This is a genomic window from Streptomyces calvus (assembly GCF_006782915.1).
In the GTDB taxonomy this organism is placed as follows: Bacteria; Actinomycetota; Actinomycetes; order Streptomycetales; family Streptomycetaceae; genus Streptomyces; species Streptomyces calvus.
This window is the reverse complement of record NZ_VCNP01000045.1, coordinates 130,248-148,901: the sequence shown is the minus strand read 5'-3', so window position 1 is coordinate 148,901 and position 18,654 is coordinate 130,248. Positions and strand designations below refer to the sequence as shown.

The following is an 18,654-nucleotide window of genomic DNA, read 5'->3' as shown; positions in this document are numbered from 1 at the left end:
GTCGTGCTCCTCCTGAGGGCAGGCACCGCCGCCGCTTACGGCCGTCATGGCCGACGCCCGGCCTCGCTTCCTCCGCACCGGCTGACGAACCGACGGCCGTCCTGCGCCTGCCTCTCGACAGGACGAGTCACTGGCAGCCACTGAAAGTGCGCGACGGCCGGTTCACCACTCGCCTGCGACCAGGGACGCTGCCGCCCTGATGGCACTCATCGACTGCACTCCCCACCCCTGCTCTGTTCCCAAGTCTGCTTGTCCGGGACGTCTTCTTGCCCGTGCAGCGATCCGTACGACCCTTGATGGTGCGGGAGCGCGGGGCGCGCCTACGGCAGCGGGGCTTGCATGTGCCGTAGCGGCATGTGCTCCAGTAGGCGGCGAGCACGACATTGAGAGGTTCCCGCGCATGCCCCTTCCTGCGTTTCCCCGACGGGTCAAGATTGGCGATGCCGCCGCGTTCGCCGGGACCACACCCCGCGCCATCCGCCACTACCACTCGATCGGGCTCCTCGCCGAACCAGAACGCGGCAGCGACGGCCGCCGCCGCTACGTATACGACGACATGATCCGCCTGCTGTGGATCCGCAGGATGGCTGATGCGGGTATCCCCCTGGACGACATCCGGGCCGGCTTCGAGGGCGCCACCGGCATCGAGCAGTCCCTGGCCCGGCTGGAGGAGTCCCTCGTCTCCAAGGCGGCCGCCATCGAGGCCCAGTTGGCCGCCGTGCACCGCCTCCGCGAGGTGGGCAGCCCCTTGGGCCTGCTCTCACCGCTGGTCAGTGGCCGCCTGCACGATCTGCCGCCCGGGTCCCTGCGCCCGGCCGATCTCGACACCCTTCTGGTCACGGAGCGCATCTTCGGCTCCCTGGGCGCCGCCGTGCAGGCCAACCGGTTCATCGTCCTGGCCACCCACCCCGAGTTGCGGGCCGAGGAGGACCGCCTGGCCGAGGCCGAGGCGGCCCTGGACGACACCATGTCCCCCGACGACCCCCGCATCGAGGACCTGGCCGCCCAGCGGTGTGCTCATGAGACCGCCTTGGGAGCCGCCATCGACAGATCCGGCCTGGACGAGGCCCTCGAAGTCCTCCTGGACCAGGAGGACGAGCACGCCGGCGAGGAGGAAGGCGAGGCGAGGATGAGCCCGATGGAGGCCATCGGCAAGATGCCGTACGACTTCTCCCCGGCCCGGGTCCGGTACGAGGAACGTGTCGTCGAACTGCTTTACCCGGCCGATCAGGACGGCGACACCCCACGGACCTGCTGACTGGAATCGGTGCTCGGGGCGAGCCCGTCAAGAGCGGCCCGGAATGGTGCAGCGCGAACGTAACCACGGTGCCTCCGGAGGCCGTTGGGCACCGTGTGAAGAGAGCCGAAGAGCACGCCTGCCCGCTTGTCCACCAGTGCCGTCTGCCACTGTCCACGCGCACCGTCAACCACCTCGCCGGTCTGCTGCGGCGCCATCTGAAGGCTGTCCGGTCCCGGTGGCGGGTCCTGCCGCCCGGGAATGCCACCCGGTCCTCGCCTGTCACTGTCGGTCGGCATCGGGCAGGCCGGGGACGGCCCGGCCCGAGGTCGCAGCTTACGTCGACGGCTGCACGGGCCTGCCGTCCGCCAGTAACTCGTACGGTCACCGCAGCGGCAGCGACGCCGGGCGGCCCCAGGCGTACCACGCCCGGCACCACCGTCCAGGACGTGCGTACGGTCTCCGGCACGGGCACCATCGAGTTGCGGGTCCCGGCGTCACCGCCCGGTCAGTCGCCGAGTGCGGCGGACGGCTGGTCGCCGTTCTGGGCCTGCCGGGACCGTTCCGCGAGCAGTTTGGCCAGGTCCCGGACACCGTCCTCGTCGATGCCGCCCTTGCGCGGCGAGGCCGCCAGGGTCCACAGCAGCGTCGTGCCGACCCGGATCTGGGCCACGGCTCCGGGCTCGCCCTGGAAGCCGGACGTACCGAACCGGGCGTTGCGCTCGTCACCGATCGGGCCGAGCGCGAACGTCTTCGCCCGCTGTCCCGCACGCCCGCCGTAGTAGCCGTCCCAGAGCACGTCGTACGCCTTCCGGGCAGCCGGTTCGCTGTCGTAGGCGATGATCAGGAAGGTGACGTTGGCGGCGTCGGCATCGTGCCGGAAGGTGGAGGCGCCGTGGAAGCGGGCGTTCTCGCAGCCCGCGTTGTCCTTGATGGGGCAGTCCAGCCCCCGGTACAACTCGTTCATCTCGACGGCCATCGGCCGGGCGGACTGCTTCCAGCCCGCCATGGCCTCGCCGTCCGGCAGCGCCTTGCGCACCTGTTCCTTCGTGAGCGGCACCGCCTTGCCGTTCCCGCTGTCGTCCTCCGTGCCGCCACCACAGCCGGTCAGCAGCAACGCCACCGCGGTCGCCGCGCACCACCGAGAGTTCCTCATGCCCATGCCATCACCCCTCGGGTGGTGATCCTACGCAGCCCGCCACGCCGGCCGTCGGAGGTGCGCCGCTCCGGCACCTTGGCGGAGGGCCTGCGGTATGTGGAGCGCCGGACGGGGCCGTGTCGGGGCAGCGTGCTCATCGGCTGCCACCCCGAGGCCGTTCGCAGGGCCACCGCAGCAGCGAGGCGCCGGAGCGGGCATCGAGCGAGGGAACCCTGCTCAGCCGCCGGACGGAGTGTTCCTGCGGCGGGTGACGACCAGGCCCGCGCCGCCGAGGACGACCAGGGCGATGGCGGTGCCGGCGATCCACGGGGTGAGGTTCGCGGCGCCCGTCTCGGCGAGGTTGGTGTCGGTGGCCGCGCCGCCGACCGGGGCGGGGCTCGGTCCGCCGAGGGGGTGGGTGGTGGTGCCGATCTCGGAGGCGCGGGTGCGGCAGTCGAGCATGCCGCTGAACCGCTGCTCGAAGCCTCCGGGCCCCTCGACCGTGAAGTCGTACGGCTGGTCCTCGTCCAGCGGGACCGTCACCGTGGTGGACGCCCGGGCCGCGACGGTGTGCTCCGCTCCGGCCAGTTCGAAGGTGAACGGCTCGTCGTCCTGGTTGGCCACGGTGACGTCGACGCCGCCCTCGGCGCAGTTCTCGCGGGCGGACAGCGCGGGTATCGCGCCCTCCAGCGCCCAGGTGGCACTCGCCGTCGCGGAGACGGTGGACTCGCTGGAACCTGCGAGGATCTGCGTCTGGCTGCGGCTGTCGGAGACGAAGGCACGGCCGACGGGCACGGTGGTCGAGGCCTGCACGGTGAGTTCCGCGGTGTCGGCGGCCGCGTCCTCGGGCACCTCGAAGAAGACCTGGCCGCCGTCGGTCGCCGTGGTGACGGGCTCGCCGTCCTTGTCCACGATCCGCACCCCGCTGGTGGCGGCGTCCGCGGGCGGCACGACCGTCACTCCGGGCGCGTCCGTGCGGACGGTCACCGGGCCGATCCGCTCGCCCGGGCGGCCGGAGACCGCGGGCGGGTCCAGGGTCAGGGACGCCTGGGGCTCGGGCTGGTTGCGGGCGTTCTTCTGCAGATAGTCGGCGAGCTGCTCGGCCTGCGGGTCGAGGGCCTCCACGTCCACGTCGTCGGAGTGGCGCCAGATGGCGACCTGCGTGCCCGCCGCCGCGTCCTGCTCGGTGAGCTGGCCGCGCACTCCGGCCTTCTTCGCGAGCGCCGCGAGATCGTTCACCTGCGGGTAGCTGTTCTGCAGGATCCAGCGGATCCGGCCGGCGTCCTTGTTGGTGCCCAGCGAGGTGCCGCTCCAGGCGGTCTCGCGGTACTTGGCGTCCTTCTGGGTGGGCGTGTGGATGTCGACGCAGTACGTCTGGAGCATGCCGCCGCCCTCGACGGACATCTCGAACAGGCCCGCCGACACCTCCTGGTCGCCGCCGGCGCCGTGGATCACGGCGGCGCCGTACGTCTTGAGCCCGCCTATGGTCGCGGCGGCTCCGCTGTGGCCCTGCGGCGTCTCCTCGCCGTCGGCGGCGGCCGTCCCGGCACCGGCGATCACGGCCGTGGCGAGGAGTCCGGACGCCAGCGTCCCCGCGGTGAGGCGGGCCGACCCACGTCCGCGCGCGGACCACGCGGAGAACGAAGCAAACACCGAAATCCCTTCCGAGTAGGACCCGTTGACGTGGGGGGCGGTCCCACCAGCAGAATCACCGGCCCCCGGAGCACCGGGAGCCATGCCCGGAATCCTAAAGAGGCGGTGCGGCGCGCTCGCCGGTGATCGCGTCGCGGGAGTGATCCGACTCGGAATCGTTATCGCCGAGGCGCCCGTGAGCAGGGCTTATCGACAAATCCATCGGGGATGGTTCGGCATGCATCTGCCGATAAGCCTCGCTTCGGTCACGCCCGGCGCCCGAGGCCGGACCGCTGACATCACGTCACCATGGCGGGTTCCGGCGGCTGTTGTACTGCCTCCTGCCGCGCGGCCGGTGAACCGGCCGCCGGTGTCTCCCAGTCGGGCTCCGGCCGCCCGTCCTGCCCGGTTGCCTGCTCCGGCCGCTGCGCCCGGCGGAAGGCGGTCGTACCGCGCGCGAGGTCGTGGCCGAGCGCGACCGCGTCGATGTCCGCCGACGTCCGGCCCTGCTGCCCCTCGCGCGTCTCCGTGCGCACCTTCAGCCTGCCCTGGACGATCACCGGATCGCCCACCGACAGCGACGCCGCCGCGTTGGTGGCGAGCTGGCGGTTGGCCCACACCGTGAAGAAGTTGGTGTGCCCGTCCGCCCAGGCGCTCTTCTCCCGGTCCCAGTAGCGGGAGGTGACCGCCACCCGGAACCGCGCCGCCGGGCCCGACGCCGTCTCCCGGTACACCGGCTGCGTCGCCACGTTCCCCACCACGCACACCATCGTCTCGTTCATCGCGCTTCCCTCCCTCACCCGGCCCGCCGGCCCTCACGCCGGCGCCGGGCGGACACGCGTACGGGCCCGTCCCGTACGGCTGCCGTCTGGCGCGGTGACCGCGGGCCGTCCCGCGATCGCCGTGCAGCCAGACTGCCTCCGCCGGGCCGGGCCCGCCGCGGACTGTGGATCAGCGCCGGCCTGTGGACAACCCCGCCACCCGAACGAGTCCGTCCGCCGTGTGCCGGCGCGTCACCTGCCGCCGCTTCCCACGCCCACGACCCGCCCGTACTGCTCGCGCACCTCCCGGTACCGCAGCAGTTCCGCCGCCACCGGGTCCAGTACGCGTGCCCGGCCGCAGCCCGAGGCCGCCTCCCGCAGCCGTCTCTCCGCCTCCAGTCCGTACCTCCGGGCGGGCCCGCGCGCCGCCATGCGGCAGCTCCACTCGATGAGCGGGCCGCCCACGATGCCGATCGACATCAGCAGCACCGGCACCCCGAGGTTCGGCGCCATGACCCCGATGATCTGCCCCAGCAGCCACAGTCCGCCCACGAACTGAAGGATCGTCATCGACGCCTGGGCGAGCACCGCCACGGGCCACCACCCGGGCCGCGGCGGCCGGCCCGGCGGCAGCCCCGCGCGTACGGCCAGTTCGTCCAGTGCCTCCGGCAGCCCCTGGGAGCCGCGCACGGCCGCCTCCCGCACCGCCTGCGCCCACGGCGCGGGCAGCCCGGCCGAGGCCCGCTCGGCCACCGTGCGCACCGCCTGCTCGACGCGCTGCCGGGCCGTGGCCTCCTCGTCCGGCTGTCCGCGCAGCGCGACCCGGCCGGTGGACGGCTCGTTCCGCTCCCGGCACCAGCGCCACAGCCGCAGCCAGGGCGTGCCGCAGGCGCGGTTGGCGTTGCGCAGCCACGCGCGTTCGGCCGCCTCGCCGGCCGCCGTCGCGCCCACGGCGTCCGCGAGCCGGTCCGAGAACTCCTCGCGTGCCTCCTCGCTCAGCCCGGTGCGCCGCCGGGTGGCGTACACGGGCCACAGCCGGGCCGCCGCGATGTCCACGTCCGCGGAGATCCGTCGGGCCGGTGCGCCGCGCTCGGCGACGAACCGGCCGAGCGCCTCGCGCAGTTCACCGACGCCGTCGCCGGTGAGCGCGGACAGCGCGAGCACGGTCGCGCCGGGTTCGCCGTACTCGCCGAGGACGATGCCGTCCTCGTCGAGCAGCCGCCGCAGATCGTCCAGGACCTGCTCGGCGGCCTCACCGGGCAGCCGGTCGACCTGGTTGAGGACGACGAACGTGACCTCCGCGTGGGCCGCCATGGGCCGCAGGTAGCGCTCGTGCAGCATGGCGTCGGCGTACTTCTCGGGGTCGACGACCCAGATGACGGCGTCGACCAGCCCCAGCACGCGGTCCACCTGCTCCCGGTGCTGCACGGCCGCCGAGTCGTGGTCGGGCAGGTCGACCAGGACCAGCCCGCGCAGCCGCTCGTCCGCGTCGGTCGTGGCCTGCAGGGGCCGCCGTCTGAGCCTAGGCGGGATGCCGAGGCGTTCGATGAGGGCGGCCGCGCCGTCGCTCCAGCTGCACGCGATGGGCGCCGCGGTCGTCGGCCGCCGTACGCCGGTCTCCGAGATGGGCACCCCGGCCAGCGCGTTGAACAGCTGCGACTTGCCGCTTCCGGTGGCGCCCGCGATGGCGACCACGGTGTGCTGCCCGGAGAGCCTGCGCCGCGCGGCGGACTCGTCGAGGACCCGGCCCGCGCCCGCCAGGGTCCGGCTGTCGAGGCGGGCCCGGGAGAGCCCCACCAGCTCGCGCAGCGCGTCGAGCCGCGACCCCAGCTGCGGGTCGTACACGAGGGGGGTCACCGTCTGCGGTGTGGAGGCCCGGGGCTCGGTGGCCGCGCGCTGCTCCTCCCCTGCGGTGCCGTTGACGCGCCGCGCGATCAGCCCGTCGTCCCAGGGCTCGCCGGCGTCGGCGCGTGCGGAGGCGTCGCCGGCATCGGGGTCGGTTCGGTCCGGGGAGTTCTCGGGGTGCTCGGTGTGGTCCTGGTCAGTGACGGCGGTCACCGGTCACCTCTCCTTCTGCAGTACGGACAACGCGGCGATGAGTTCCGCCTGGGGCTCCGCGTGCACCTCGAGGGCGTCGAGCGGGGCGAGCCGGCGCTCGCGTTCGGCGTGCATGACCCGGTCCACGACGTCCAGGAGCAGCCGGCCGCCGCGGTCCCGCAGCCGCAGCGCGCCGTGCGCGCCGATCCGCTCGGCGAGCCCCTCACCGGCGGTGCGGGCCCGCCGGCCGCCCAGCAGGGCCGTGGCGACCAGCGCGGCCACCAGTTCGGCGTCCGGTGCGGCGCCGCGTTCCAGTTCGCGCACCTCGTCCTCGGCGTACTCCTCGAGTTCGCGCCGCCAGCGCCGTACGGCCAGCCCGATGCGGTGCTCGGGGCTCTCCGGTGCCGGGTCGGGCCGGGTGAGCTCGGGGGCCTGCGAGGCGGGTTCGCGCCGCCAGGCGTCGTCGACGCGTTCGTCGGCGGCGGCCACGGCGCACAGCAGCAGCGCGCCGAGGCTCTCCACGAGGGTGTCGAGGAGTTCGCCCGGGGTGCAGTCCAGGGGGAAGGCGCGCCACCGTTTGAGCGCGTCCCCGGCGAGCACGGCGCCCGCCTGGAGCCGGCCGCGCACCCGCGCGTGTTCGCTGTCGTAGGCCCCTTCGACGGCGGTGGTGAGCCGCAGGGCGGCGGCGTACTGGGCGGCGGCGGCACCGGCCAGTTCCGGCATGCGGGCGTTGAGGGAGTCGAGGACGCCGTGGGCGGTGCGGGACATCACGTGCTGCCGGGCGGCGGGATCCAGCGTCTGGTGGACGAGCCAGGTCCGCAGCGCGGCCACGGCGGTGGCGGGCAGCAGCCCGCCGCCCCACGCCGACTCGGGCAGCTCCGGCACGGTGAAGCGCGGTACGTGGCCGAGTCCGGCCTTGGTCAGCAGGGCCCCGTACTGCCGTGACACCTCGGAGACGACCTGGTGGGGCACGCGGTCCAGGACGGTCACCAGGGTGACGTCGTACTCCTTGGCGGTGCGCAGCATGTGCCAGGGCACGGCGTCGGCGTACCGGGCGGCGGTGGTGACCATGACCCAGATGTCCGCGGCGCTGATGAGTTCGGCGGCGAGGACCCGGTTGTCGGACACCAGGGAGTCGATGTCGGGTGCGTCGAGGAGGGCGAGGCCGGGCGGCAGGGTGTCGGCGGTCTCGATGCGCAGCACCCGCGCGGGGTTCTCGCCCGGCAGCAGCAGGTCGTCCGCCGGGTCCTGGTGGTGCGGCACCCATACGCGCGTGAGGTCGGGCAGCACCCGCATTCCGCTGAACCAGTGGTGGTCCTCCGGATGGCAGACGAGCACCGGCGTCCGTGTCGTCGGCCGCAGCACACCGGCCTCACTGACCCGCCGGCCCACCAGGGAGTTCACCAGGGTGGACTTCCCGGCTCCGGTGGAGCCTCCGACGACGGCCAACAGGGGCGCCTCGGGGTCCTTCAGCCGGGGCACCAGATAGTCGTCGAGCTGGGCGAGCAGTTCGTCGCGGTTGGCACGCGCGCGTGCGGCACCCGCGAGAGGCAGCGGAAAGCGTGCGGCGGCGACACGGTCGCGCAGGGCGGAGAGTGCGTCGAGCAGCTGAGGCCGTACGTCCAAGGTCACCACATGCGAAGAATGCCCAATTTTAGGGGAATTCTGAAGCATATGAGCATGTCTGCGCGCCGACAGAACACATCGGACGGAAGGGATGACTGAGACACGGGCACAGTCCAGGCATAACGAGTACACAACACCCGATGCGCGAGAGGCCAAAAGCGGTGCACGATTCGTACCTGCCTGCGATTATCAGGACCGCTTCACCGAACCTCCACATAGAGCCACGGAGGCGAGGCACGCAGGGACAAGGATGCGGGAGCCCTATCCTTGTCTCCGGCACGGTCGTGGAACAGCCCGGTCCCGGGCACCACGACAGAGGCCACCACACCCGGCCCCCGTAGCTCAGTGGATAGAGCAGGCGCCTTCTAAGCGCTTGGCCGCAGGTTCGAGTCCTGCCGGGGGCGCCACCTCCTGCCAGCAAGAACACCCCAGAGGGGGTCTCCTCTCCAGGGCGTTTCGGTATCTCCGACGGCAGCACCGGCGGCAACGACCGCGTCACTCGCCGGACCGCAGGTCTCCCGGCCGCCGCCCGGAGCACCCCACTCCTCCGCCAGGCCGGCGCGCGGGCACCCCGCGCAACACGATTTTCGGCACGTCCCGGCGACGCCGGCCCCCACCCCCTTCCGGCCTGAACTGCAGGCATGTCACCCGAGGGGTGGAATCACCACAACCATTCCATGATCAAAACAGATGTTACGGTTTCACATTTCCTTCACTCGACCGCTACCGTCAGCCCATCCGCACCCATCTGACGGGAAGTCAATGACCAACCCCTTCACGCCCGCACCCCCTGCCCCTGGCCGCCCCGCCCCCAAGTGGGCGCGCAAGCGGTACGTGCTGCCTGCGCTCGCCTTCGCGTTCCTCATAGGTGTCGGAGCCGGCTCCGGCGACTCCCAGCCGCAGAACGATGCGAAGCCTGCCGCGGCCAAGGCGGCCCCGTCCGCGACGGTCACCGCGACCGTCACGGCGACCCCCACCACCGAGCCCGAGCCCGCCCCCACCGTCACCGAGACCGTCGAGGTGGAGGTGGAGGTGACGAAGACCGTCACCGAAGAACCCGTCAGCGGATCCGGCGGCGGGTACGGCGGCGGCGATGACGACAGCAGCGGCGGCGGCAGCGTCTACTACCGGAACTGCGACGCCGCCCGCGCCGCCGGTGCCGCACCCGTGCACCGCGGCGAACCCGGGTACGGCTCCCATCTGGACCGTGACGGCGACGGCACCGGCTGCGACAGCTGACAGGCAACAGGCCCGCGGGCCGGGACAGGGCGGCAAGGCGCCGGCGAGGCGTCGCCCGCACAGGTCCAGGCGCAGGACGGCAGCCGCGGCGCCGCGAGAAGCGCGCCGCACAGGCCGCGCGTCGCCTTCACTCCTTGTTATGGGCGCGGAACACATTGTCCTTGCAGTCCGCTGCGAGGTCCCACGCGCCCATGGCGTTGCCTCTCAGATCATTGTGCTCGACCACACCACCACCCCCCTCATATATCCATATCGCCTCATACCCGTTGCCCTTGATCCGGTTGGCGCGGACGTTCGACTTGCCGCTCGTCGCGATCACCACACCAGCCTTGCTGTTGTCGGTGATGTCGTTGTCCTCCAGCGTCCCCAGACCACTGTCATGGACGAAGACGCCGGCCTGCTTGTTGTCGTGGATCCGGTTGCGGCGCAGAGTGGGGTTGCCGCCCTCGCTGATCGCCACGCCCTGCAGGGTGTTGCCGGTGATGTCGTTGTCCTCCAGCGTCCCCAGACCGCTGTCGTAGACGAGGACGCCGGACTCCTTGTTGTCGTGAATCTGGTTGCGGCGCAGAGTGGGGTTGCCGCCCTCGCTGATCACCACGCCCACCCCGGTGTTGCAGGTGATCTCGTTGTCCTCCAGCGTCCCCAGACCGCTGGCGTAGACGTAGACGCCGGACTCCTTGCCGTCGTGGATCCGGTTGCGGCGCAGGCGCGGATCGGCTCCGTTGCGGATGGCGACGCACGAGAGCCCCCGACTGCTGATGTCGCAGCCTTCGAGCTCCAGCCGCCCCTGGGTGATGTCCACGCCGAACCAGTCCTCCCCCGTCTGGCACAGGGTCAGGTTGGTGACCCGGCCGATGCTGGCTTGGAACAGCAGAGCGTCGGCGTCGACGGCGCGGATCTGGATGTCGGCGGCCGGGCCGTCACCGAGCACCTCCAGCGGTTTGTCGATCACCAGGCCCTCCTCGTAGAGGCCCGGCCGGACCAGGATCCGGTCGCCTGGTTGCGCCGCCTTGATCGCCGTGCCGATGGTCGTGAAGTCTCCCCGGTGGTAGGGGTCGACGACATGGGTCGGCGGTTCGGACTTGGCCGTGCTCCTCCTGGCCCCCTCGCCCATCCGTTCCGCAGCCCTGGGCTCTTCTTCATGGGCATCCGTGCGGCGGGCGGTGGGCATCCGGAGGGCGGAGGGCGGCTTCCAGAACGTGTCCCGCATGCGTGACGCCAGCTGCGCGGTGGCCTTGCGGACCACTGGCGAGGTGAACGGCTCGAACCGCAGCTCGCGCCAGTCGGCGTACTGGCGCGAGTGCAGCACCCGGGCCATCTCGTCGGATGCGCGCAGCTCCGGATCGTCCAGCTCCTGTGCGCTGATGTAGTACACCGGCAGGATCAGGTCCGTACGGCCCAGCTCCTGCTCCCGCTCCAGGAACCGTGCCACCTCCGACCGGCAGGCGGGGCTGCGGAACAGACTCGGCGTGACGATGACCAGCAACAGCGTCACCGCATCCAGCGCTTCGTCGATGCGCTGCTGCCAGTTCTGGCCCCAGGCGACATCGTTGCGATCCTGGAAGATCGCGAACTCCTCGCCCGTCTGCGCCCGCACCTCGGCACCGAGCCGTTCCCTGAACTGACTGAGCAGACCGTCGTCATGCTGATCGTTGAACCGGACGTAGCTCATGAACGCCGCAGGCTGACCGGACACGACACCCCTCCCCCGCCGTAACGCGCACATACTGACACAGAGCCGGTCGTGACGTGTCCGGTCTTCGCGGGGCGGGATCGCCAGGCGATGTGCGGCAGCGCGGTACCGCGGTCCCACCAACTGTCCCCGCCGTGTGGCGCCTTACGGGGCTCCGCAAGGCGCAGGCAGGAAAATCGTCCGACCGTAGGCCGGTCAGTCGTCGGTGAGCCGGGCGGCCAGGAAGACCGCCGCCACCGAGGGGCGGACCGCGTAGGTCGCGCCGGTGCCGCCCTCGGGGGCCTCCCACCAGTGGAACGGATAGCGCCGCCCGCTGTGCGCGCGCTCCTTGCTCATGCCGGACAGCACGCCCGCCACACGCCGCGCCGGGTCGCCGGCCCCCTGCCCGCCCAGGACCTCGTCCACCAGTTCCGTGCAGTGGACCGTCCGGCCGGGGCTGCGGAGCAGGTACTCGAGCACCTGCCGGGCCTGCGGCGCGATGCCGGCCAGGAACACCGCGGCGCGTTCCACGTCCTCCGGGCGCCACTGAGGCGCGTCGTGGTGCCCCTCACCGTCGGAGTGCTCGGCCCAACGCGGATCGTCCTCGGCCAGATACACCGTCACGTCAGCCCTCATCTCCCGTCCCCGTCAGGCCACTTGGCTCTGCCTCGTTGTAGCGCATCGAGGGCCCGCCGCGCCGGGCCTTGCCGCCGATGCGCCCGTACGTGCGACGGACGGGACGGTGTGCGGTGGCGTCCGTGGATGTGCGCCCGCATCCCCCTGTCCCTACCGCGGAGTCGGATCGCCCACAATTGAGTGATTACGTCTGAACCGTGTGGTTCCTGGTAATCATGGAACGGTTCGCCGTCGTTCCGCCCCTCCGGAGCCGCTCATGCGCACTGCCGTCGTCGCCCAGGACCCACCGACCGCCGGGTGCTCCGGGCCTGTTCCGCCAGTTCCGGAGCAGGTGGAAGAGCGACGGCTGGTTTTCGAGGGCTTCGCGTACACGTGCCGGATCGTGCATCGGAGCGCTCCGCGGACGGAGCCGTTGCTGCTGCTCGGAGGCTCGTCACAGAACCGGTACTCCTGGCAGGGGCACGAGAAGTGGCTGACGCCGCTGTGCACGCTGATCACCGTGGACCTTCCCGGGTACGGCAGCTCGGACTTCCTGCCCGCCCGGTACGGCATCGATTTCCTCGCCGAAGCGGTCGCGCACATGGTGACGGAGCTCGGCCTGCCGCAGGTGAACCTGTTCGGCGGCTGCTTCGGTGAGGTCGTGGGCCTCCGCTTCGCACAGCTGCATCCGGGGCTCGTCAGGCGCATCGTCTTCGCGGGTGCGGCGATTCGGCTCCCCGGGATCTACACCGATGCCGTACCGCGCCTGACGCATGCGCTCGAGCGGGGTGACATCGGAGGGGCCGCCGACGGTCTGGTGCAGCTGTTCATGTCGAACCCGGGCGCCGGCAAGGTCCGCCGGCACGCGGCCGTGGCGCGCCTGCTCCACCAGCAGTTCATGAACCAGACGCCGGACGAGATCAAGAAGGCGGTCGAGCACAACACGAGGCTGGTGACGCACGGCTGTTACCGGCCCCTGCCGATCCCCGCCGTCCCCTCCCTGGTGTTCACGGGGGAGTACGACACCCTGTGCACTCCGCAGATGGGCCGCGAGCTGGCCGAGGCCATGCCCGCGGCGCTGTTCACCACGGTCAAGGAGACCGACCACCTGGTCACGGTCGAGCGCAGGGAGGAATCCTCGGACCTGATCGGCCGGTTCTTCACCGACGCCTCCATCGAGGGCCTTCCGTACTGCAACGCCGTGGAGTCACTGGGCCTCTCGGCCGGGTGAGGTGCCGACGCCGCATCGGGTACGTGTGAGCCGCCCGCGTCGAGCGGGCGGCTCACACGTCTGCACGCGTTCCGCGGCACACCCGTGTTCTCGGGTCCGAACCGGTCCGGGCCCGTCGCACAACACCGAATGGCCGGACCCGGGAATCGGGTCCGGCCATCTGCCGTTCGTACGGTCACTGCTCACCGCGTCGCGGCGGGGGCCATGCGCAGCTCAAGGGGGGCACGGCCGCTTCGCGTGGGCGTCATCGCCGCGGGGCCCGTCAGGGGTGGTGGAGGGAGCAGTCCACGGTGCTGGCGCCCCGGATCGCGCACGCCTCGCGCTCGACCACGACGTGGACGTGCTGGCCGTCCTCGGTGGTGTAGCGGTACTCACGCTTCTGCCCGCAGTGGCCGTCGCTGGCCTGCTCGTCGCAGGCGGGGAGGGGGGCCGGCTCATTGGCCTGGGCGGTGCCGAGCCCCATCAGAACGGAGCTTCCCAGCATGCTCGCCACAACTGCGATCTTCTTCAAGTTCTGCATCCGCTTATTTCCTTTTTGCGGTAGTTCCCCCCAGGCGCTGCGCATCTCGAACCAAGTGGCAACCGGGTGTGCGCCACCTCAGGAGGTGGCGCGAGAGCAACGCTCGGGTTCGTGAGGAGTGTTTTGGGGAGAGGCCCCGGGGCTTGCGCCCCGGGGCCTGTCCTCAGTCTTCGGCTCGAATTCAGCCGGTGAACCCGCGGGTGGAGCAGTCGACCTCGTGGCCCTGGTCCAGGCTCGTGGTGCCGTCCGGGTCCTCACCGAAGTGCAGGATGCCGGACACGATGCCGCCGTTCAGGATCCCGATGTTGCTGAGGACGCTGACCGAGTCGCCCTCGACGGTGCAGCCGCCGCCCGAGACCTTGAACTCGTTGGACGGGCCGTCGTTGGCAACCGCGGTGCCGGCGCCGAGGGTACCGACCGAACCGAGCATGGCCACCACGACGGCAGCCTTCTGGAACTTGCGCATTACCTCTCCGTTTCTTGCAAGGGACACAGTCCGTAGCGGACCGGTCACTGACAGTGGCAACTCTAGGCGACGTGAGCCGGTTTCGGCGGATCGAAACGCCCATCTGCGTAAATTCCTTGAGAAACCGCAGGTAGGTGCGCGTCTGGCCACGAATCGGATGGACCAACGCCCCGTGCGTCGTGGCGACAGGGCCCGCCATGCCGCCTCACGCGTACCGGTAGATCCCGCTGACGTCCTCCAGCTCGGCCGGCGTCACGTCCCACGGCGGCAGCGTCTCGTGGCGTGCCACGACGCGGCCCCGCTGCGCGTCGCCGGAGCCCGGCGGCGACGCGGGCAGGTAGCGGGCGCCGCCGTGCCGGCGCTGCCAGCGGGACCACAACAGGTCCACGAAGGCGTGGTGCAGCCAGAAGACGGGGTCGTTGACGGAGGCGGCGGACAGCATGACCCCGCCGACCCAGCGGTGCACCCGGTTGTGGTTGCGCCAGGAGGCGCTGCCCCGGCCGGTGCCCCAGCCCTCCAGCTTGTTGCGGAAACCCCGGGTGACCGTGGAGTCCCAGGGCGCCGTGTCGTAGGCCGGGTCCTTGAGCGCCCACTCCAGATCGCTCTTCGCGGGGAGGTCGATCGGGGCGCGGCGGCGGCCGAGGTCCCTGGTGAGGTACTCCGCGTCGGTCACGCCCACGGTGAGGGGCCAGTTGCCCGCCGCGTGGGCGAACGGGCCGGTCGTCACGCGGTGGTCGGAGGAACGCCCGTTGCCGCCCATCAAGTCGTCCGTCCACGGCGCGGAACGGCTCGTGCGATCGCGCGTCCAGTCCCAGTACGGCAGGGTCACCGAGGAGTCCACGCGGCGCAGGGCGTTCTCCAGGTCGAGCAGGAACCTGCGGTGCCAGGGCAGGAAGGAGGGCGCCATGTGCGCGGTGCGCAGTCCGCGCTCGCCGTCGGAGGAGTAGTACGCGAGGTGCGTGCGCACGAACTCGTCGTACTCGCCCCGGCGTTTGACCTCCAGCACCGCGTTGACGAACCGGCGCTTCTCGGTGGCCGTGAGCGTGGCGGCGTCCTTACGCACGTACGCCATGCCGGCCTCCCCGGTGCTCGTGCCGCCGTCCCGTGCCGTGGTGTGCCGGGGCCTCCTCGTCGCGCAGCCGGTCACCGGGGGCGAGTGCGTCCACGGCGGCGCGGGCGGCCGCGAGCGGTGTCGGGTAGGAGCAGTAGTGGTCGACCATGCTGAGCCAGCTGCCGTCGGCGCGGCGCATCAGGTGCAGAGGGCGGCCGTCCACGGTGACGTGCCACCGGCCCTCGTCGGCCGCGCCCGGCGCGGCGGTCCGGACGCCGCGGATGCGGTGGCCCCGGTGGCTCAGGTCGAAGGCGGTGCCGTCCGGGGCGTGGTGCGTCGGTGGCGGCCCGGGGCGCGGAAAGCGGAACGCGGCGAGCGCCGGAGCGAGGCCGGCGGCGAGCACGCCGGCACGCAGGGCGCGGATCACCTGCCGTCGTGTCCCGCCGCCCGGTTCGGGCGGCACCGGGCCCGGTGCTCCGTCCTCCCCGGCACCCACCGGTGCCCCGCCAGTGCTGACGACCATGGTGCAACTCCCTCGTCCGTGCGGTTGTCGTAGCCGTAACCGCCGAACGAGGCGCGCGGTCACCGCGACGCGGCCAGGACGGTGATCAGCGGCGCGCTCGTGCGGTGCGCACGGAGTGCGTCCGGACACGCAGAAGGACGGCCCTCGGAATGCACCGAGGGCCGTCCTGTCGCTCAGGGGCGTGGTGTCAGCTCTGCCGGGTGATCGTGCGGCGCTCCGAACCGGAGTCGTTCAGCGCGGTCATGGCGTCCACGACGGCATTGAGCACCGGGTTGTCCCTTTCGATGGCGAGCGCGTCCGTCGGCAGCCGGGTGTCGAAGGCCGACACGTCCTGGACCGGCCTCACGCTGTCGTTGAAGCCGTGCATCGGGTCGGCGGAGCTGCTGGCGTACGCGGGGGCGGCGGCACCGGTGGCGATCAGCGACCCGGCGATGACGGCGGCGGCCTTCAGGGACTTCATCGTGTTCCTTTCTTCGGCAACGCGAGGAGCCGGAGGGGGAGGGTGTCGCCGTGCCCAACGAGCCATGACGCGGGCGGAAACCGGGTTCACCGAAGATGGAGGAGTCCTCATATGAGCCCTCGTATGAGGACTCATATCAGTTCCTCGTGCCAGCTCCCCGCGCCAGTTCCTCGTGTCCGTCCTCGTGCCGCTGCGCGCCCGGGTGGTCAGGAGGGCGGGAGGAGCAGCGAGGTGACGGAGGCGAGCGTGGGGAGCGTGATGCCTTGGAGCAGCGGCACCTGGGTCTGCGACGTCGTGGTGGCGGGAGCGGGCTGGACCGACACCTGCGGCTCGGTGCCGACCAGCGCGTCGACGAGGTTGCCGACGTGGGTCAGCAGGCTGTCGGACGCGGAGGGCGTCTGGGCGGCGGCCTGCTCGTCGGCGGACAGGAGCAGGTCCAGGAGGCTGTCCACGGCCTCGCGCAGAGCGCCCAGCAGGTCACCGACGAGCTGGGGCTCGGCGTCGGCCGGGAGGGTCTGGGGCGCCGGGAGCGTTTCCGCCGGGACGGCCTCGGCCTCGGTGTCGGCATCCGTGTCGGTGTCGGTGTCCGTGTCGGTGTCCGTGTCGGTTTCGACGGGGAGCGGGTCCGTCACCGGGGCCGGCGGCGCGGACGGGACGGTGGTCCGCGCGGCCGTGGCCTGGCTCTTCGCGACCGCGTCCGCCAGCGCTTCCTTCGCGGCCTCGCCGAGTCGCCTGGCCTCGTCCGGAGGAAGCTGGCCGCCGTCCGCCTCGAGTACCGCCTTCAGCAGGTCGACGACGGGGGTGAGTTCGTGCTCGTGCGCGTCGAGGTTCCCGACCTGCGCGAGCAGGGTGTCGGAGGAGACCACGCGGGTGTGCTCGCGGGCCGCGTCGGCAGCCATGGCGGTGGGGCCGGTGATCCCGACCAGGAGGGCGGCGCAGCACGCGCCGAGTGCGATGCGCCGGGCAGGCAGAGCACGCATGGGTGTTCCTTTCGGTGAACGTCGGATCCTGAGCCCACCGTGGAAGCGCCCGTGAGGTCCCGCAACCGATCATGGGCCGTTCGCGGACCCTGCGCTCACCCCGTTGCCCGTCCTGCCTGATGGGGCGGCACCCGTGGTGTCGGCACACCGGTTTCCGTGCCTTGGCACGACGCCACGCGACTTCACGATTTCAACACACTTGGCACCGTTCACCGAATTTCGGTGAATTTGTCCGTTTGGTGGCTAGAGTTGCGAACCTCCGAAGCACACTCACGGGCGGACGCATCGCACTCGTCCCCGTTGCCTGCCGCCGCCTCCCCCCTTCCGAAAGGCTCCGACGGTCATGCGCCATTCCCTGGGTCAGCTGCTTCGCCGTGCGACGGTGGGCGCCCTCACCCTCGCCGCGACCTGCGTACCCTGCGGCCCCGCGGTCGCCGCGCCCCTCGCGCCCGCGCCGGAGGCCGAAGGCCTCGCCTTCACCCAGCGGTACCGGGCAGTGCAGCACGGCGGCATCGTCCGCGCCGCCAACGCCTCCGCCACCTGCCGCGGCTCCCGGTCCGCGTGCCGGGACGTGCAGACCGGCGGGCACGGCGTGAACGGCGACTTCGACATGGGCTACATCGACGTCGACAAGGACCCCAACACCTACAACTCCTCCCGCGCCGAGGTCCGGCTGCCCGACGGCGCCCGGGTGACGTACGCGCGCCTGTACTGGGGCGGCAACCTGCTCGTCGGCGAGCAGAAGCCGTCCCAGGACAACGGGCGGGTGCTCGTCGCCGAACCGGGCGGCGACTACAAGGAGCTGCTCGCGGACACGGTGGTCGGACACCGGGTCGCGGACGGCGCGGACGCCTTCCAGGCCTCGGCGGACGTGACGTCGCTGGTCCGCGACAGCGGAGCCGGCCTGTACACGGTGGCCCAGGTCAACGTGGCCGGCGGCAAGTCGGCTGCCGGTGCCTGGGGCGGCTGGACGCTGGTGGTGGCGTACGAGAACGCGGCGGAGCCGCTGCGGCACCTGTCGGTCTGGGACGGCTTCGCGCCGCTGGGCTCCCGCGCGGGCGCCGAGTTCCCGCTGCAGGACCTGCCGTTCGCGGCCGGTGCGGGCGGCCGGGTCGGGCTGGTGGCGTACAACGGCGACCGCGGCACCACCGGCGACTCGCTCCTCCTCACCGCCGGCGACTCCCCCGCCACCGCCTTCGCCGACCGGGCCAACCCCGTCGACGACGTCCTGAACTCCACCATCACCGACCCCGGACGGACCGCGCCGGCGCGCGTGCCGGCGTACGCCAACACCCTCGGCTACGACTCCGACGTGTTCGACCTCGCGGGTGGACTGCCGCACGCCGGTGACCGGGCCACCTTCCGGCTCACCTCCCAGCGGGACGCGGCGTGGGCCGGTGTGCTCTTCGCCTCCGTCGACGCCCGGCAGTGAGTACGAACTCCCCCGTTCCGGGCATCAGCGCACG

Annotated in this window: 17 protein-coding genes, 1 tRNA gene and 1 pseudogene; 6 read left to right on the top strand and 13 right to left on the bottom strand. The window is 71.9% G+C overall.

Annotation, left to right across the window (positions count from 1 at the left end; translation table 11 throughout):
• Positions 1-400 precede the first annotated feature (400 nt).
• Both FGW31_RS22600 and FGW31_RS22595 read left to right on the top strand, forming a co-directional pair.
• Positions 401-1,258, top strand: a complete 858-nt coding sequence (locus FGW31_RS22600; protein ID WP_142195295.1) for a MerR family transcriptional regulator — start codon at positions 401-403, stop codon at positions 1,256-1,258.
• A gap of 143 nt (positions 1,259-1,401) precedes the next feature.
• Positions 1,402-1,497 (top strand): annotated as a pseudogene (locus FGW31_RS22595) (IS5/IS1182 family transposase); the annotation flags it as partial.
• A gap of 248 nt (positions 1,498-1,745) precedes the next feature.
• Here the strand turns inward: FGW31_RS22595 and FGW31_RS22590 are convergent.
• The 5 genes from FGW31_RS22590 to FGW31_RS22570 form a co-directional block, all read right to left on the bottom strand.
• Complete coding sequence (locus FGW31_RS22590) at positions 1,746-2,393, bottom strand: hypothetical protein (RefSeq protein WP_233452554.1); 648 nt, start codon at positions 2,391-2,393, stop codon at positions 1,746-1,748.
• Positions 2,394-2,612: 219 nt separating this feature from the next.
• Positions 2,613-4,028, bottom strand: a complete 1,416-nt coding sequence (locus FGW31_RS22585) for a Cys-Gln thioester bond-forming surface protein (RefSeq protein ID WP_142195293.1) — start codon at positions 4,026-4,028, stop codon at positions 2,613-2,615.
• A 278-nt stretch (positions 4,029-4,306) separates the two neighbouring features.
• A complete protein-coding gene (locus FGW31_RS22580; RefSeq protein WP_142195292.1) occupies positions 4,307-4,789 on the bottom strand; it encodes a single-stranded DNA-binding protein in 483 nt (160 codons plus the stop codon).
• A gap of 231 nt (positions 4,790-5,020) precedes the next feature.
• Positions 5,021-6,826, bottom strand: a complete 1,806-nt coding sequence (locus tag FGW31_RS22575) for a YfjP family GTPase (RefSeq protein ID WP_142195291.1) — start codon at positions 6,824-6,826, stop codon at positions 5,021-5,023.
• Positions 6,827-6,829: 3 nt separating this feature from the next.
• Entirely contained in the window at positions 6,830-8,440 is a 1,611-nt protein-coding gene (locus tag FGW31_RS22570; RefSeq protein WP_142195290.1) for a dynamin family protein, read from the bottom strand.
• A 322-nt stretch (positions 8,441-8,762) separates the two neighbouring features.
• Here FGW31_RS22570 and FGW31_RS22565 point away from each other — a divergent pair.
• A tRNA-Arg gene (locus tag FGW31_RS22565) sits at positions 8,763-8,838 on the top strand.
• Between the two features lie 355 nt (positions 8,839-9,193).
• Positions 9,194-9,670, top strand: coding sequence for an excalibur calcium-binding domain-containing protein (locus tag FGW31_RS22560; protein ID WP_142195289.1), 477 nt, complete (start codon positions 9,194-9,196; stop codon positions 9,668-9,670).
• Positions 9,671-9,797: 127 nt separating this feature from the next.
• Here FGW31_RS22560 and FGW31_RS22555 read toward each other — a convergent pair whose 3' ends face one another.
• Both FGW31_RS22555 and FGW31_RS22550 read right to left on the bottom strand, forming a co-directional pair.
• Positions 9,798-11,366 (bottom strand): right-handed parallel beta-helix repeat-containing protein, encoded by a 1,569-nt coding sequence (locus tag FGW31_RS22555; RefSeq protein ID WP_182674730.1) that lies wholly within the window; start codon positions 11,364-11,366, stop codon positions 9,798-9,800.
• Positions 11,367-11,558: 192 nt separating this feature from the next.
• Complete coding sequence (locus FGW31_RS22550; RefSeq protein ID WP_233452553.1) at positions 11,559-11,966, bottom strand: DUF6416 domain-containing protein; 408 nt, start codon at positions 11,964-11,966, stop codon at positions 11,559-11,561.
• 424 nt (positions 11,967-12,390) lie between these two features.
• Here FGW31_RS22550 and FGW31_RS22545 point away from each other — a divergent pair, with 424 nt between their 5' ends.
• On the top strand, positions 12,391-13,188 hold the full coding sequence (locus tag FGW31_RS22545; protein ID WP_233452552.1) for an alpha/beta fold hydrolase: 798 nt from the start codon (positions 12,391-12,393) through the stop codon (positions 13,186-13,188).
• Between the two features lie 262 nt (positions 13,189-13,450).
• On the opposite strand, the gene FGW31_RS22540 is transcribed toward FGW31_RS22545, so the two are convergent.
• The 6 genes from FGW31_RS22540 to FGW31_RS22515 all read right to left on the bottom strand — a co-directional run bounded on the left by FGW31_RS22540 (position 13,451) and on the right by FGW31_RS22515 (position 17,188).
• Positions 13,451-13,708: a hypothetical protein gene (locus FGW31_RS22540; protein WP_142195286.1), complete on the bottom strand. Its 258-nt coding sequence runs from the start codon at positions 13,706-13,708 to the stop codon at positions 13,451-13,453.
• Between the two features lie 181 nt (positions 13,709-13,889).
• Positions 13,890-14,174, bottom strand: a complete 285-nt coding sequence (locus FGW31_RS22535) for a hypothetical protein (RefSeq protein ID WP_142195285.1) — start codon at positions 14,172-14,174, stop codon at positions 13,890-13,892.
• Between the two features lie 205 nt (positions 14,175-14,379).
• Positions 14,380-15,246, bottom strand: coding sequence for a tyrosinase family protein (locus FGW31_RS22530; RefSeq protein WP_142195284.1), 867 nt, complete (start codon positions 15,244-15,246; stop codon positions 14,380-14,382).
• Positions 15,230-15,748: a tyrosinase family oxidase copper chaperone gene (locus FGW31_RS22525; RefSeq protein WP_142195283.1), complete on the bottom strand. Its 519-nt coding sequence runs from the start codon at positions 15,746-15,748 to the stop codon at positions 15,230-15,232. The genes FGW31_RS22530 and FGW31_RS22525 overlap by 17 nt, the downstream gene beginning before the upstream one ends.
• Before the next feature lie 187 nt (positions 15,749-15,935).
• Complete coding sequence (locus tag FGW31_RS22520; protein ID WP_142195282.1) at positions 15,936-16,208, bottom strand: hypothetical protein; 273 nt, start codon at positions 16,206-16,208, stop codon at positions 15,936-15,938.
• 206 nt (positions 16,209-16,414) lie between these two features.
• Positions 16,415-17,188 carry a hypothetical protein gene (locus FGW31_RS22515; RefSeq protein WP_142195281.1) on the bottom strand — a complete coding sequence of 258 codons (774 nt, stop codon included), beginning with the start codon at positions 17,186-17,188 and terminating at the stop codon, positions 16,415-16,417.
• A gap of 343 nt (positions 17,189-17,531) precedes the next feature.
• Here FGW31_RS22515 and FGW31_RS22510 point away from each other — a divergent pair, with 343 nt between their 5' ends.
• Complete coding sequence (locus FGW31_RS22510) at positions 17,532-18,620, top strand: DUF3344 domain-containing protein (protein WP_142195280.1); 1,089 nt, start codon at positions 17,532-17,534, stop codon at positions 18,618-18,620.
• Positions 18,621-18,654 lie beyond the last annotated feature (34 nt).

Bases quoted from the DNA above. Each gene is read 5' to 3' on its own strand.
- FGW31_RS22510 (WP_142195280.1), top strand. From the start codon at position 17,532: ATGCGCCATTCCCTGGGTCAGCTGCTTCGCCGTGCGACGGTGGGCGCC.
- FGW31_RS22530 (WP_142195284.1), bottom strand. From the start codon at position 15,246: ATGGCGTACGTGCGTAAGGACGCCGCCACGCTCACGGCCACCGAGAAG.
- FGW31_RS22540 (WP_142195286.1), bottom strand. From the start codon at position 13,708: ATGCAGAACTTGAAGAAGATCGCAGTTGTGGCGAGCATGCTGGGAAGC.
- FGW31_RS22600 (WP_142195295.1), top strand. From the start codon at position 401: ATGCCCCTTCCTGCGTTTCCCCGACGGGTCAAGATTGGCGATGCCGCC.
- FGW31_RS22560 (WP_142195289.1), top strand. From the start codon at position 9,194: ATGACCAACCCCTTCACGCCCGCACCCCCTGCCCCTGGCCGCCCCGCC.
- FGW31_RS22580 (WP_142195292.1), bottom strand. From the start codon at position 4,789: ATGAACGAGACGATGGTGTGCGTGGTGGGGAACGTGGCGACGCAGCCG.
- FGW31_RS22520 (WP_142195282.1), bottom strand. From the start codon at position 16,208: ATGAAGTCCCTGAAGGCCGCCGCCGTCATCGCCGGGTCGCTGATCGCC.
- FGW31_RS22590 (WP_233452554.1), bottom strand. From the start codon at position 2,393: ATGAGGAACTCTCGGTGGTGCGCGGCGACCGCGGTGGCGTTGCTGCTG.
- FGW31_RS22535 (WP_142195285.1), bottom strand. From the start codon at position 14,174: ATGCGCAAGTTCCAGAAGGCTGCCGTCGTGGTGGCCATGCTCGGTTCG.
- FGW31_RS22525 (WP_142195283.1), bottom strand. From the start codon at position 15,748: ATGGTCGTCAGCACTGGCGGGGCACCGGTGGGTGCCGGGGAGGACGGA.
- FGW31_RS22515 (WP_142195281.1), bottom strand. From the start codon at position 17,188: ATGCGTGCTCTGCCTGCCCGGCGCATCGCACTCGGCGCGTGCTGCGCC.